At 52.0% G+C, this 14,052-nt stretch carries 12 protein-coding genes; 2 read left to right on the forward strand and 10 right to left on the reverse strand.

The window, feature by feature from the left end; translation table 11 throughout:
- Positions 1-98: 98 nt before the first annotated feature.
- Genes carB through pyrR form a run of 5 tightly spaced genes read right to left on the reverse strand, consistent with a single transcriptional unit; the run spans position 99 to position 7,334 of the window.
- Positions 99-3,317 carry a carbamoyl-phosphate synthase large subunit gene (gene carB, locus PGL01S_RS25610; protein WP_127497700.1) on the reverse strand — a complete coding sequence of 1,073 codons (3,219 nt, stop codon included), beginning with the start codon at positions 3,315-3,317 and terminating at the stop codon, positions 99-101.
- On the reverse strand, positions 3,304-4,449 hold the full coding sequence (locus tag PGL01S_RS25615; protein ID WP_127497702.1) for a carbamoyl phosphate synthase small subunit: 1,146 nt from the start codon (positions 4,447-4,449) through the stop codon (positions 3,304-3,306). The genes carB and PGL01S_RS25615 overlap by 14 nt, the downstream gene beginning before the upstream one ends.
- Before the next feature lie 35 nt (positions 4,450-4,484).
- On the reverse strand, positions 4,485-5,777 hold the full coding sequence (gene pyrC / locus PGL01S_RS25620; protein WP_127497704.1) for a dihydroorotase: 1,293 nt from the start codon (positions 5,775-5,777) through the stop codon (positions 4,485-4,487).
- 31 nt (positions 5,778-5,808) lie between these two features.
- Complete coding sequence (locus PGL01S_RS25625) at positions 5,809-6,714, reverse strand: aspartate carbamoyltransferase catalytic subunit (RefSeq protein WP_127497706.1); 906 nt, start codon at positions 6,712-6,714, stop codon at positions 5,809-5,811.
- Positions 6,711-7,334, reverse strand: coding sequence for a bifunctional pyr operon transcriptional regulator/uracil phosphoribosyltransferase PyrR (gene pyrR, locus PGL01S_RS25630; protein ID WP_127497708.1), 624 nt, complete (start codon positions 7,332-7,334; stop codon positions 6,711-6,713). The genes PGL01S_RS25625 and pyrR overlap by 4 nt, the downstream gene beginning before the upstream one ends.
- A gap of 606 nt (positions 7,335-7,940) precedes the next feature.
- Here pyrR and PGL01S_RS25635 point away from each other — a divergent pair.
- Entirely contained in the window at positions 7,941-9,095 is a 1,155-nt protein-coding gene (locus tag PGL01S_RS25635) for an aminotransferase A (protein WP_127497710.1), read from the forward strand.
- A gap of 57 nt (positions 9,096-9,152) precedes the next feature.
- Here PGL01S_RS25635 and PGL01S_RS25640 read toward each other — a convergent pair whose 3' ends face one another.
- From PGL01S_RS25640 to lspA, 4 genes are all read right to left on the reverse strand, one after another.
- Complete coding sequence (locus PGL01S_RS25640) at positions 9,153-10,271, reverse strand: N-acetyldiaminopimelate deacetylase (protein ID WP_127497712.1); 1,119 nt, start codon at positions 10,269-10,271, stop codon at positions 9,153-9,155.
- Between the two features lie 106 nt (positions 10,272-10,377).
- Entirely contained in the window at positions 10,378-11,088 is a 711-nt protein-coding gene (gene dapD, locus PGL01S_RS25645) for a 2,3,4,5-tetrahydropyridine-2,6-dicarboxylate N-acetyltransferase (RefSeq protein WP_127497715.1), read from the reverse strand.
- Between the two features lie 223 nt (positions 11,089-11,311).
- Positions 11,312-12,259, reverse strand: coding sequence for an RluA family pseudouridine synthase (locus PGL01S_RS25650; protein WP_127497717.1), 948 nt, complete (start codon positions 12,257-12,259; stop codon positions 11,312-11,314).
- On the reverse strand, positions 12,240-12,761 hold the full coding sequence (lspA, locus tag PGL01S_RS25655; RefSeq protein ID WP_127497719.1) for a signal peptidase II: 522 nt from the start codon (positions 12,759-12,761) through the stop codon (positions 12,240-12,242). The genes PGL01S_RS25650 and lspA overlap by 20 nt, the downstream gene beginning before the upstream one ends.
- Positions 12,762-12,928: 167 nt before the next feature.
- On the opposite strand from lspA, the gene PGL01S_RS25660 reads away from it, so the two are divergent.
- Entirely contained in the window at positions 12,929-13,633 is a 705-nt protein-coding gene (locus tag PGL01S_RS25660; RefSeq protein ID WP_127497721.1) for a TraR/DksA C4-type zinc finger protein, read from the forward strand.
- Positions 13,634-13,671: 38 nt separating this feature from the next.
- Here the strand turns inward: PGL01S_RS25660 and PGL01S_RS25665 are convergent, their stop codons facing one another.
- Entirely contained in the window at positions 13,672-13,968 is a 297-nt protein-coding gene (locus PGL01S_RS25665) for a DUF5665 domain-containing protein (protein WP_190276227.1), read from the reverse strand.
- Positions 13,969-14,052: the final 84 nt, after the last annotated feature.

Consider the following 14,052-nt stretch of genomic DNA (forward strand, 5'->3'; position numbering starts at 1 on the left):
GAAATAAACGGCCATCCGCCGGCCTCGGGACAGAAGCCTGTGTAAGAAGCTTCCGCCGCCGAAAGCAACCGGCGCTGGCCGTGCTTTCCTGTATTCAATTACTTCTGCAGCACCGGCATTGGGCGCGAGGAGAAGTTGATCGACTCGAGCATACGCAGCAATGCGCGTACGGTATCAAGCGATGTCATACATACAACGCCGTTCTCTACCGCTTCGCGGCGGATACGGAAGCCGTCACGCTCAGGCGTTTTGCCCTTCGTCAAGGTATTGACTACGAATTGCGCTTCGCCTTCGCGAATCAGGTCAAGAATGTTTGGAGCGCCTTCGCTCAGCTTGTTCACTCTTCTTACGCGCATGCCTGCAGCTTCGAGCGTATCAGCCGTTCCGCCGGTTGCAATAATTTTGTAACCCAGATCGTAGAAGCCGCGAAGCAGTTCAGTCGCTTCTTCTTTATCTTTATCCGCTACCGTTGCAACGATGGCGCCGGACATTGGAATTTTCATGCCTGCACCAATCAAGCCTTTGTACAGAGCTTTCGCATAGTTCTCGTCGCGGCCCATAACTTCACCCGTCGATTTCATCTCCGGAGTCAGGGTAGGGTCAACGCGGCGCAGCTTCGCGAAGGAGAATACCGGTACTTTTACCGATACGTAGTTGTCTTCGCGCCACAGGCCGTCTACATAACCGAGATCGGCAAGTTTAGTGCCCAGGATTGCTTTCGTTGCCAGGTTCGCCATCGGCAGATCCGTTACTTTGCTCAGGAACGGTACCGTACGGGACGAACGCGGGTTAACTTCGATCACGTATACTTTTTCGTTATGGATAACGAATTGGATATTTACAAGGCCAACCACTTTTAGTGCTTTCGCGATTTTGACCGTGATATCCACGATTTGGTTCTTGATATCGTCCGACAGCGATTGCGGAGGATATACCGCGATCGAGTCGCCGGAGTGAACGCCTGCGCGCTCAATATGCTCCATGATACCAGGGATAAGAACAGTCTCGCCATCGCAGATCGCGTCAACCTCTGCTTCTTTGCCCAGCATGTAACGGTCGATCAGAACCGGATGCTCCGGATTGATTTTTACCGCTACTTCCATGTAGCTCAGAAGCTCTTCGTCCGAGTAAACGATCTCCATCGCGCGGCCGCCAAGTACGTAGGACGGACGAACGAGAACCGGATATCCGAGTTTTTGCGCGGTTTCTACCGCTTGGTCAACCGAAGTAACCGTGCTGCCTTCAGGCTGGGCAATGCTCAGGTCGCGGAGCAGCTTTTCGAATTTCTTGCGGTCTTCCGCCGTGTCGATGCTCTCAAGGCTCGAACCCAGAATGCGCACGCCGGCTTTCGTAAGCGGAGCAGCCAGGTTGATTGCCGTTTGGCCGCCGAACTGTACGATTACGCCGATTGGCTTCTCTTGCTCGATAACGTTCATTACGTCTTCGAAGAACAATGGCTCGAAGTACAGGCGGTCCGAAGTACTGAAGTCCGTCGATACCGTCTCCGGGTTATTGTTGATGATAACCGCTTCGTAACCAGCGTTTTGAATCGCCCATACGGCATGTACAGTCGAATAGTCGAACTCGATACCTTGACCGATACGGATTGGACCGGAGCCAAGTACGAGTACTTTCTCCTTAGTTGATTCAGTTACTTCGTTTTCTGTCTCATATGTCGAGTAGTAGTAAGGCGTCGAAGCTTCAAACTCAGCCGCGCAAGTATCTACCATTTTGTAGACTGGCGTGAAGCCAAGCTCTTTGCGGAACGCGCGAATATCATGCTCGTTCGTATGGCTGCCGTTCGGGAAACCTTCCTTACGGATCTCAGCGATCGAACGGTCGGAGAAGCCTTTGCGTTTCGCTTCATACAGCGTCTCACGCGACAGAGCAACTTCTCTGCGGATTTGATCTTCGAACTCAACGATACCTTGGATTTTGTCCAGGAACCACCAGTCGATATTCGTAAGATCTTGGATATCTTGCAGCTTGTAACCGCGGCGGAATGCTTCCGCTACCAGGAACATACGCTCGTCATCCGGTTTAGCCAGACGTGTTTGCAGAACAGCGTCATCCAAAGTTACTGCTTCTTTCAAGTGAATACGATGCGTGCCGATCTCAAGGGAACGAACCGCTTTATGCATCGATTCTTCGAAAGTACGGCCGATAGCCATAACTTCGCCAGTAGCTTTCATTTGCGTGCCAAGCTTACGGTTCGCGTTAACGAACTTGTCGAAAGGCCAGCGTGGAATTTTCGATACGATATAGTCAAGGGTAGGTTCAAACATGGCGTATGTTTGGCCTGTTACCGGGTTTACCAGTTCGTCCAGCGTATAGCCGACTGCGATCTTCGCGGCCATCTTGGCAATAGGGTAACCCGTTGCTTTCGATGCCAGCGCCGACGAGCGGCTTACACGAGGGTTAACTTCGATAACGTAGTATTGGAAGCTTTGCGGATCCAGAGCGTACTGAACATTACAGCCGCCTTCGATGTTCAGAGCACGAATGATCTTGAGCGATGCCGAACGAAGCATTTGATACTCGCGGTCGGACAACGTTTGCGAAGGTGCCACTACGATACTGTCGCCAGTATGAACGCCTACTGGGTCGAAGTTTTCCATGTTGCAGACAACGATACAGTTATCGTTCGCATCACGCATAACTTCGTATTCAACTTCTTTCATGCCTGCGATCGATTTCTCGATCAAGCATTGGCTGATCGGGCTGTAACGAATACCCGAAGCAACGGTCTCGCGAAGCTCTTCTTCGTTTGCACAAATACCGCCGCCTGTGCCACCAAGTGTATAAGCAGGACGAACAATAATCGGATAGCCAATTTCATTTGCAAAAGTTACTGCATCTTCTACCGTGGTTACGATATCGCTATCTGGTACCGGCTGTTCCAGTTCACGCATCAGGTCGCGGAACAAGTCGCGGTCTTCTGCTTTCTCGATTGCAGTCAACTGCGTACCAAGCAGCTTAACGCCCTCTGCTTCCAATACGCCAGCGCGTGCCAGTTCAACGGCCATGTTCAGACCGGTCTGACCGCCAAGTGTTGGCAGAAGGCCGTCAGGACGCTCTTGGCGAATGATTTGCGATACGAAATCAAGTGTAATGGGCTCGATGTATACTTTATCAGCCATGTTTGTATCCGTCATGATGGTTGCAGGATTGCTGTTGATCAGAACGACTTCATAGCCTTCTTCTTTCAACGCTTGACAAGCTTGCGTGCCTGCATAGTCGAACTCCGCCGCTTGTCCGATGACAATCGGGCCGGAGCCGATAACGAGAATTTTTTTGAGTTCATTATTTTTGGGCATATTGGAGTTCTCCTTTCAATGTTGCCGCCAGCACAGCTTGACGTCGTTTTTGCGGGTTGTTCTTTTTGTGTTCGCGGATCATATCCAGGAATTCATCGAACAGATAGCTGGAATCAAATGGACCTGGTGCTGCTTCCGGATGGTATTGCACCGAGAATGCAGGGTATTTGTTATGTTTCAAACCTTCGATCGTCTTATCATTGTTGTTGATATGTGTAACCGACAGCTCTGTGCTGTTGATCGAATCTTCAAGAACGGTGTAGCCATGGTTCTGCGAAGTGATGTAGCAGCGTCCGCTGGCAAGTTCTTTAACCGGATGATTGCCGCCGCGATGGCCGAATTTCAGTCTTGTTGTGTCAGCGCCGCAAGCCAGAGCGAACAGCTGGTGACCAAGGCAGATGCCGAAGATAGGAATCTCGCCGAGCAGCTCTTTAATCATTTGAACCGCATAAGGAACGTCTTTCGGATCCCCAGGGCCGTTGGACAGCTGAATGCCGTCCGGAGCCAATTTGCGAATCTCGTCCGCCGTTGTGTTATGAGGAACAACCACAACGTCGCAGCCGCGCTGTGTCAGCTCGCGAAGGATACCGCTCTTAGCGCCGAAGTCGACAAGCACGACGCGAGGGCCAAAGCCCGGGCTCGAGAAAACCGATTTGGTCGATGTGCGCGCAACTTGATCCGTCATCAGCTGAATGCCGCCAAGACGTTCCTGAAGCTCTTCCACGCGTTCGGTGCCGGTTGTCAGAACGCCTTTCATTGTACCGTGCTGACGCAGAATACGAGTCAGCATGCGCGTATCGATGCCTGTGATGCCCGGAATGTTGTATTCCTTCAGCAGGTCGCCGAGCGAATATTGCGCGCGCCAGTTGCTTGGCACAGGCTCATAGCGGCGTACAACAAATCCGTGAATGCTTGGGCGGATCGACTCGAAGTCGTCGCGCGAAATTCCGTAGTTGCCAATCAGCGGATAAGTCATCGATACGATTTGTCCGCAGTAGGATGGATCGGACAATACTTCCTGGTACCCCGTAATCCCTGTATTAAAAACAACCTCTCCGAACGTTTGCGTCTCCGCGCCGAAAGATTGTCCGGTAAACAACGTTCCGTCTTCCAACAATAATCTTGCTTGCATCCGTATCACTCCTCATCAGGTCTTCGTATGTTCTATTAGTTAGCGGATTCGTTGTATACGATCTTGCCGTCAACGATTGTAGCCACTGGCCAGCCTTGCAGCTTCCATCCGCCAAATGGCGTGTTATTGCTCTTCGATGCGAAGGTAGACGGATCTACCGCACGCTCGCTATCCAGATCGACGATAGTCAGGTCGGCAGGCGCTCCCTCTTCAATGCGGCCGGTAGGCAGGCCGAACACGCGGGCAGGGTCGGCTGTCATGCGGTCAAGCAGGAAGCCAAGCGTCCATTTGCCTGTTTGCACGAACTTCGTGTAGAGCAGCGGGAACGCTGTCTCGAAGCCCACGATGCCGAATGGCGCAAGCTGCATGCCGCGCGCTTTCTCTTCCGCGCTATGCGGTGCGTGGTCGGTAACGATCATGTCGATCGTGCCGTCCTCCAGCGCTTCGATAACCGCTTCGACGTCGCGCGGGGTGCGCAGCGGCGGGTTCATTTTCCAGTTCGAGTCAAAGCCCGGGATATCTTCGTCCGACAGAACCAGGTGATGCGGGCAAACCTCGGCCGTTACCCGTACGCCGATCTGCTTCGCAAGGCGGATCAGGCGAACCGATTGCTCGGTGCTGACATGGCACACATGGTAATGCGCGCCCGTTGCTTCGGAGAGAAGAACGTCGCGGCCGACATGGATGGCTTCGGATTCGTTCGGGATGCCTTTCAGTCCATGCTTACGGGAGAAGGACCCTTCGCTGACGTACAAGCCTTCAACCAGCGTATTGTCTTCGCAGTGCGCGATGATTGGCATATTCATCGATTCCGCCAACGCCATCGCATCCTTCATCATTTGCGCGCTTTGTACGCCGACACCGTCATCCGTGAAGCCGATTGCTCCCGCTTCTTTCAGTGCGGCGAAATCCGTCAGTTCGCGGCCCAGCTGGTTTTTCGTAATCGCTGCGTAAGGAAGTACCTTTACAACGCCTTCCAATGCGTTTTTGTCCAAAATGTATTTTACCGTCTCGGGCGTATCCACCGAAGGGCGTGTATTCGGCATGCATGCGATTGTCGTGAAGCCGCCTTTCGCTGCCGATCGCGTGCCTGTCGCGATGTCTTCTTTATATTCGAAGCCCGGGTCGCGAAGGTGGACGTGCATATCGATGAAGCCCGCCGATACGAGCTTTCCTGACGCGTCGATGACTTCCGCAGAGCCTGTATCCGGCGCTGCAGAACCGTCAACGATTTCCGCGATTTGCTCGCCTTCGAGGCGAATATGTTTCTTTTGCAAGCTTCCAGAAGCTTTATCCCATACGCTACCGTTAATAATCCATACTGACATTGTTTTGTTCACCTTCCGGAATTTATTCGTGTTAGCTCAGTGCCCGTTCTACAACCGCCATCCGAATCGGTACGCCGTTCGCCATTTGGGGGAAAATGCGCGATTGCGGATGTTCAACCAGCTCATCGTCAATCTCAACGCCGCGGTTGATTGGAGCCGGATGCATGATGATCGCGTGCTCTGCGATCCGGCTTGCGCGCTCGACCGTCAGGCCGAACTGCTCGCGGTAAGCTTCCGCCGAATTCAGCATGCCGCTCTCGTGACGCTCGAGTTGTACGCGAAGCATCATCACGACGTCGGCTTTCAGCGCTTCATCCATTGTTACGTACGGCACATCAAGCTCAGGCGCGGTCATGTTGCTTGGCGAGCAGAACTGAACTTTTGCGCCAAACTTGCGGAGCGCCCACAGATTGGAGCGTGCTACGCGGCTGTGAAGAACGTCGCCGATGATCGATACGGTCAGACCGTTCAGATTGCCGAAATGCTTGCGCATTGTATATAAGTCGAGCAGCGCCTGTGTCGGGTGCTCGTTGTTGCCGTCGCCTGCGTTAATTAGCGGCACTTGAATTTTTGTAGCCAGTTCGGCAAGAACGCCGATTGGCTTGAGCCGGATAATCCCGACGTCGATGCCCATCGATTCAAGCGTGCGGACTGTGTCGTAGATCGATTCGCCCTTCTGCACGCTGGATACGGCAGCCGAGAAGTTCAATACTTCCGCTCCAAGACGTTTCTCTGCTACCTCGAAGGAGAAGCGAGTTCTTGTGCTGTTCTCGAAGAACATGTTCGCCGCGAATTTGCCCTGCATCACATTGTGCACTTTGCTTGGGTGCTGTTCCCAGTAAGCCGCACGATCCAAAATCGATTCAATTTCTTCTTTGCTGAGATCTTTCAGTCCAAGCAAACTGCGTTGTTTAAGTTGTGTCATCGTCGTCATCAGACCTGCCCCCTCTGGTGTATGATCATGACTTGGTCCTTCAGATCGATTTCCGTTAACGAGACGTCAATTTGCTCTTGTTTGGAGGTCGGTACGTTTTTGCCTACGTAATCAGGCCGGATCGGGAGCTCTCTGTGTCCTCTGTCCACCAGAACGGCCAGCTGAATGCTTTCCGGTCTTCCGCAGTCCATCAGGGCATCCATTGCCGCACGAATCGTGCGTCCGGTGAAGAGGACATCGTCGCACAGGATAACTTTCTTATCATGTGCCGAGAAAGGTTCGCCATTCAGATCACCGATTACCGCAGCCAGTTCCACGCGTGTATCCACGGATGCTGCTTTGCGGTCATCCCGGTAAGAGGTGATGTCGAGCTCTCTCACTTCAACAGGCTTGCCTTCGATATCCTGAATGCGATCCGCAATTCTTCTTGCCAGGTAAATCCCTCTTGTGCGGATGCCAATCAGAACGCAGTTATCAATGCCTTTGTTCTTCTCCACGATCTCGTGCGCAATTCTTGTGAGTGCTCTTCGGATCGCTGTCTCGTCCATTATGACCAGATGCTCTTCTTCCACCGTTACCGCCTCCTCCTTCGCTCTCGGATAATCAATCGCGCCTGTTGGCATGGAGACGAAAAAAGGCTCCTTGCCAACAACGCAAGGAGCCTGAGACCGGCCACACATAGAGGGTCGACTTAACCTCCGCTATCCCAGCAGGATACGGTTAGGCTAAGGCCCTGTTCTAAGTGTGGCAGATCTGTTATTCACGCTACCTTGCCAGCCTCACGGGGCTGATTTAAAGGTACTGCCATATATCAAAGGAATTGTACCGCGCCCTGCAAAAGATGTCAAGGGGTGATGGCAGTTAAACAGCAAACTGCGCAATCGAATGTTCTTTCAACCGCTGTTGCTCGGGGATTCCGGTGAACAATTGTTTAGTGGTATGGAATTCCCGAGCAAAGGCGGACGCTACGCTTTTCAAGAATCATTCGAATCGCTACGTTTGTATTTAACTGTAGGGATAAAAAGAATAAAGGAATATGCTCGTCTTATCTTCTGCACGACCGTTTATTTTATGACTGGGACATTTTATGATTCATCATATGTCTTTACCTCCAAAAGATAGGCTTCGTGAGATAAGACGATCCTCCTACCCCTCTCGAAGTGCCCAGCCCTTTATGTTAAGATGAATACCATCCATAACGTACATAGACGGGACAGGTGAAAGCAAGCATGGAACATTTAATTAGAGCGGATGTCCGCGGAATCGAAGTTTCCGGCATCCGGAAAATGGCGAACAAGGTTAGTCAATACGAAGGGGTGCTGTCGCTTACCATCGGTCAGCCGGACTTCCCGACACCCAAGCATATCCTCGAAGCAGCCAAGCATGCGATCGACAACGGGGAAACGGTATATACCCCTAATGCGGGGACGCTGCAATTGCGGAAAGCAGCAGCGAATTTTATGCAGCACAAATACGGGCTGACTTACGATCCTTCCGAAGAGGTTATCGTAACGGTCGGCGCGAGCGAAGCCATTGACGTCGCATTCCGGACGATACTGGAGGAAGGAACCGAAGTACTCCTGCCGGGTCCAATCTATCCGGGCTACGAGCCGATTATCCGCATGTGCGGCGCTAAGCCGGTGCATGTCGATACAACCGGCAACGGGTTCAAATTAACGGCAGAATTGATCAAAACGCATTTGACGGAGCGTACGCGCTGCATCGTGCTGGCGTCGCCTTCGAATCCGACAGGCTGCACGCTATCGGTAGGCGAGCTTAAAGAGATTGCGGATCTGGTACAGGATCGCGAGCTGTTCGTCTTGTCCGATGAAATTTACAGCGAGCTTGTATTCGACGGGACTCATTCTTCCATAGCGGCACTGCCGGGCTTGCGCGAAAAGACAATCGTCATAAACGGATTGTCCAAATCGCATTCCATGACCGGATGGCGCGTTGGACTGCTGTTAGCGCCGGCTTACTTGGCAAGGCACATCGTAAAGGTGCATCAATACAACGTAACATGCGCCAGCTCGGTCAGCCAGGCCGCTGCGGTTGAAGCCTTAACCGCCGGCATCGATGACGCGCTGCCGATGAGGGACGAATACGCTCGGCGCCGTGACTTTGCCTACGACCGTCTGGTAGCGGCAGGATTCGATGTCGTGAAGCCAAACGGAGCTTTCTACATCTTCCCTTCGGTAGAGAAGTTTGGGCTCGACTCCACGACTTTCGCGCACCGTCTGCTTGAAGAGAAACGCGTTGCGGTTGTGCCTGGTGCCGCGTTTGCTCCTTACGGCGACAATTACATCCGGATTTCGTACGCTTGCTCCATGGAAGTACTACGAGAGGCCATGGACCGCATTCATTCCTTTGTAGAAGGTCTTTAAGCTGTTCGCTACACGAAAAAAGCTGCTTTGCGTCACACGCAAAGCAGCTTTTTTTATTTATGACGAGCGATGCCGCAAATAATTCGAGACCACCTCGATCGCAACCCCGATCGCGTCCTCCTGCGGCTCCAGCTTGGCATGATGCAGGCCAAACGGCGTATCCACGCCAAGCCAGAACATCAGACCCGGAATATCTTGAAGGAAATATCCGAAGTCCTCTCCGGTCATTGCTTCCGTGCATTCAATGACCTGTACGCCTTCAAAAGCACGAACCCAATCCATAAAACGCTCGGCTTCTTGTTCATTATTGTATACCTGATAATAATTCGAGCCGTAATCGAGCTCGGTCTGGCATCCAAAGCTGACTTTAAGCCCGTCCAGCAGCGACTCGATGCGAGCTTTTACATCACTCATGGATTTTGCGCTCAAGGTTCTGATCGTACCCTCGAGGCGTACCCGTTCGGCGATGATATTCTGCTTCGTGCCTCCTTCGATCTTGCCCAACGTCACAACGACAGAGTCGAGAGGATCCACGTTGCGGGAGACAATCGACTGCAGCTGCATGATAAGGCTTGCTCCGGCAACGATCATATCGTTGGCGCGGTGCGGATACGCCGCGTGGCCGCCTTTGCCAATGATATCGATAAACAGCTCCGACGTGTTGGCGAATAAAATGCCCGGACGGGTTGCGATCGTGCCTACCGGATATTCCGGCGCAATGTGCAGCGCCATCATAAAGTCAGGCTTCCACTCTTTGAATTCTTCGCTCTGCAGCATCGGCAAAGCCCCGCCCGGTCCCTCTTCGGCCGGCTGGAACACGAATAGAACATCGTCATTGATCGGCTGCTCCACGATTGCCGTCAATACCCCTAGCCCAATCGCCATATGCAGATCGTGTCCGCATGCATGCATATAACCGTTATGCGTCGAACGGAACTCATAACCCGTATCTTCCTCGATAGGCAGCCCGTCCATATCCGCCCGATAACCTAAGCAATGCTCGCCCACCAGTCCTTTCACCCGAACCAAGACGCCGGTACGCCAGGTCCGGATCTCCAGCCGATCTTGCGGCAATCCGTTAATATACTCGAGCAGCATGGCTTGCGTCTTAAACTCTTGAAACCCCGGCTCGGGGATCTGGTGAAACTGTCGCCTTAACTCCACGAACTTGCTCATTCGATCAACTCCTTTCTTCAACATGCAAGGGCCAACGCCAATTTCCGTCAGCCTCGCCAAACAAGGAAACACGCGCCACATAGATGGCGCGCGCTGCAAAATCTTATTATTTCAAATCGCGAAGGCCTTCAACGATAATCGTCTTGGACTTCGTTTTTTCGTCAACCATCTTGATAATGCGAGCAGGGACGCCCGCAACAACCGCATTTTCAGGCACATCCTCGATAACAATGGCACCTGCTGCGATAACAGCGCCTTTGCCAACGCGAACGCCTTCCAGAACAACCGCGTTAGCGCCGATAACAACGTCGTCTTCGATAACAACCGGCAGAGCGGATGGCGGCTCGATAACGCCAGCCAGTACAGCGCCTGCGCCAACGTGACACATTTTGCCGACTTGGACGCGTCCGCCAAGCGTTGCGTTCATGTCGATCATTGTGCCTTCGCCGATCGAGCAGCCGATGTTAATCGTAGCGCCCATCATGATAACCGCGTTGTTGCCGATTTCGACTTTGTCGCGAATAACGGCGCCTGGCTCGATGCGGGCGTTAATGCCTTTCAGGTCGAGCATAGGAATTGCGGAGTTGCGGCGATCATTCTCCACTTCGTAATATTCGATGTTTGCTTTCTCGTTTTCCAGCAAGGCTTGAACTTCCGCCCAATCGCCGAACAGCACGCCGCCGTCGCCGAAATCGAATACTTTAACTTCAGCGTTAGCCGAAGCGATTTTGCCTTTGAAGTAAACCTTCACCGGCGTAACTTTCTTGCCGTTCTTGATGTAATTGATAACTTCCATTGTTTGGTCCATGTTTTGCATAGCTTTTCGTCTCTCCTTCATCACCAGCAACTGTTCATTAAGACAAGCCACTTTTTCCCGAACATTGTAGCACATGACTTTGAACAGAGTCCACGTTTTTGATGGCTAATTGTTGTAAAGCGTCGTTTCTTAGAATAGCTTACTTTCCGCGTTCGAATAATGAATGATTTGCTGAAAAGTTTGCATTTTTCCGCATATGCCTTTGAACGTTTATCTAGGCATTTTAACGAAGTCGCAGAGAATTAATCACATGCTCCATGTCGGCTGGAATCGGTGCTTCGAACTCCAGAAACTCTCCGGTCCGGGGATGCTTGAAGCCGAGAACCGCCGCATGCAGCGCTTGTCCTTTGAGCGCGACCGTCTTGTTGCGGCCGTACATCGGATCTCCCGCAAGCGGATAACCGATATATTTCATATGAACGCGAATCTGATGCGTACGGCCTGTCTCCAGCTGCAGCTCTACGATCGTGTAGTCATCTGCAATACGCTCGAGCACGGCAAAATGGGTAACGGCATGCTTGCTGTTGCGGTCCGTGACCGTAAACAGCTTCCGGTCATTCTGATCTCGGCCAATCGGGGCATCAATCGTGCCTTGGTCATGCGGCAGATTGCCGTGAACAAGCGCAATGTATTTGCGCGATACCGAGTGATCCTTGAGCTGCTCAGCCAGGGAAACGTGTGCCAGATCGTTTTTGGCCGCCATCAAAAGTCCGGATGTGTCTTTATCGATACGGTGCACGATGCCGGGGCGAAGCACGCCGTTAATGCCCGACAGATCCTTGCAATGAAACATCAAGGCGTTTACGACCGTTCCGGAGGAATGTCCCGGTGCCGGATGGACGACCATGCCTCTTGGTTTGTTGATGACGATAACGTCGGCATCCTCGTATACGATATCAAGAGGAATGTCCTCGGCTGCAATGGCCGCATCTTCCGGCTCCGGCACGCGAATGGCCACTTGATCGCCAGAAGACAGCTTGTAGTTCGGTTTTACGGTATTCTGATTGACAAGTACGGCACCGGATTTGATCCATTCCTGCACCTGCGTGCGGGAGATGGAATCCTCGTTAAGGCTGTCCGTTACGAATTTATCGATTCGCTCTCCTGCCTGCTCCGGGGCTGCTTCAAATTCCAACAATTCTTCGTTTTCATTAAACAGGTTGCTGCTCATGCTCGTTTTGGTCCTTATCCTCTCTGTTGCCGATTCGTTTCGAATCTTCCTTCGAATTCAGCAAGGTATCAATTAGAATGCATGCTACGCCTACGCAAATAGCGGAATCCGCTATGTTAAAGATCGGGAACGTATAGCTGCCGAAATTAAACATCAGGAAATCAACCACTTCTCCTGCGATCGCACGGTCAAGGAAGTTGCCGATCGCCCCGCCCAGCACAAGGCCAAGCCCGGTCAAAAGCCATACTTTGCCTGATTTTCTGGAGGCCTGGATATACCAGATAATTGCACTGACAATAAGAACAGTGATGATGATGAAAAACACCCGCTGTTCCTGCAAAATGCTGAATGCCGCGCCGCGGTTCCGATACGAGGTAATAAGAAAGAAATTGCCGATCACGCTAATTTGCTCACCGATTTCAAGCTGAGCCGCAATGATTTTTTTGGTGATCAAGTCCAGCAAAAATGCTGCCAACGCGATCCAGTAATAATATAAACGCATCGTATCCCTCCTAGTTTGTACCAAACTACTGTATTGTAGCATAATGGCCCGCATCTGAGCCAGTAGTCCCCTTTCCAAAGAAGTCCTTTATAAAAAAAGCCGGTTTGCGAAGACTATAGCTTAGATATGTAACGTCTTACCTATTTCATCTAAGGAAGGTGCAACCGATGCCGAATGCAACACAGCTTGCACAGCTTCGAAGCCGGCTTGAAGCGGAGAAACGGGAAATCGAGGAACGTCAATCCCACAACGAACATAACGGACTTGCCTCTTCGCTGCGCGATAATACCGGCGAGCTCTCCCCAATAGATAATCATCCGGCGGATCTTGGGACCGAGCTTTTCGAACGCTCCAAGGATCTGGCTTTGCTCGAAAACGAGGATCTCCACTTGACTCGCATTTCCCAAGCGCTTGAGGCTATGGATAACGGGACTTACGGTCAATGCCGAGCCTGCGGCAAGCCGATTCCCGACGAGCGCCTGGAAGCTCTTCCCGATTCCCTGTACTGCGTGGAACATGCGCCTCGTCAGGAGACTTCCCACCGACAGCCTGCGGAAGAGGATTTCCTCTCCCCTCCTTTCGGCAGATCCAGCCGCGATGACGATGATTATAACGGCTTTGACGGAGAAGATGCCTGGCAGATCGTTGAGCAATGGGGAACTTCGGAATCTCCCGCGTTCTCGGAGAACAACAATGTTGACGACTATGACCATATCGGCATTGAAGCGGACGAAAACGACGGGTTTGTTGAATCCTACGAAAGCTTTGTTGCGACGGATATTACCGGCAACCATGTTTCCGTTATCCGCAACCGGCATTACAAGCAGTACATGGATCATGAAGAAGGCGATCATGAGCTGGAGCTGGAATAACAAAAAGGCGGAAGGTGCATCGCACCTTCCGCCTTTTTTCAATAAATTTTGCCTTCCAGCTGGATTTGCACAACGCGTACGATATCTGCTATGTAATCGCCGATGATCGGCAGATTAAGCGCGCCGATAATCCGCAGCACATACAGAATGGTAGCTGCAAAAAACGTAAATCCAATCGCGATTCCGACGCCCCTTGAGAGGCCGCCAAGCAAATTGCGCCACATGAGCCGAAGCGGATGATTGAGCAAATCCACGTAATCCGCGATTTGAGTCCGTTCCATGTCGGTAGCGATTTTGCTTAATCGCATGTCCAGTCTGCTTAATGTATGTTCCATCGTTCCATCGTCATTCTTATCTTTGCGGTCTTTCTCCAGGTCGTTATCCAGCTTTACTCGGACCATGCAGCGTCCCCCTTTGCA

Source organism: Paenibacillus glycanilyticus NBRC 16618 (assembly GCF_004000805.1).
In the GTDB taxonomy this organism is placed as follows: Bacteria; Bacillota; Bacilli; order Paenibacillales; family Paenibacillaceae; genus Pristimantibacillus; species Pristimantibacillus glycanilyticus.

What these genes read in the sequence shown, in the direction of transcription:
- carB (WP_127497700.1), bottom strand. Translation starts at nt 3,317, where the DNA reads ATGCCCAAAAATAATGAACTCAAAAAAATTCTCGTTATCGGCTCCGGC.
- PGL01S_RS25615 (WP_127497702.1), bottom strand. Translation starts at nt 4,449, where the DNA reads ATGCAAGCAAGATTATTGTTGGAAGACGGAACGTTGTTTACCGGACAA.
- pyrC (WP_127497704.1), bottom strand. Translation starts at nt 5,777, where the DNA reads ATGTCAGTATGGATTATTAACGGTAGCGTATGGGATAAAGCTTCTGGA.
- pyrR (WP_127497708.1), bottom strand. Translation starts at nt 7,334, where the DNA reads ATGCCAACAGGCGCGATTGATTATCCGAGAGCGAAGGAGGAGGCGGTA.
- PGL01S_RS25635 (WP_127497710.1), top strand. Translation starts at nt 7,941, where the DNA reads ATGGAACATTTAATTAGAGCGGATGTCCGCGGAATCGAAGTTTCCGGC.
- PGL01S_RS25640 (WP_127497712.1), bottom strand. Translation starts at nt 10,271, where the DNA reads ATGAGCAAGTTCGTGGAGTTAAGGCGACAGTTTCACCAGATCCCCGAG.
- dapD (WP_127497715.1), bottom strand. Translation starts at nt 11,088, where the DNA reads ATGCAAAACATGGACCAAACAATGGAAGTTATCAATTACATCAAGAAC.
- PGL01S_RS25650 (WP_127497717.1), bottom strand. Translation starts at nt 12,259, where the DNA reads ATGAGCAGCAACCTGTTTAATGAAAACGAAGAATTGTTGGAATTTGAA.
- lspA (WP_127497719.1), bottom strand. Translation starts at nt 12,761, where the DNA reads ATGCGTTTATATTATTACTGGATCGCGTTGGCAGCATTTTTGCTGGAC.
- PGL01S_RS25660 (WP_127497721.1), top strand. Translation starts at nt 12,929, where the DNA reads ATGCCGAATGCAACACAGCTTGCACAGCTTCGAAGCCGGCTTGAAGCG.
- PGL01S_RS25665 (WP_190276227.1), bottom strand. Translation starts at nt 13,968, where the DNA reads ATGGAACATACATTAAGCAGACTGGACATGCGATTAAGCAAAATCGCT.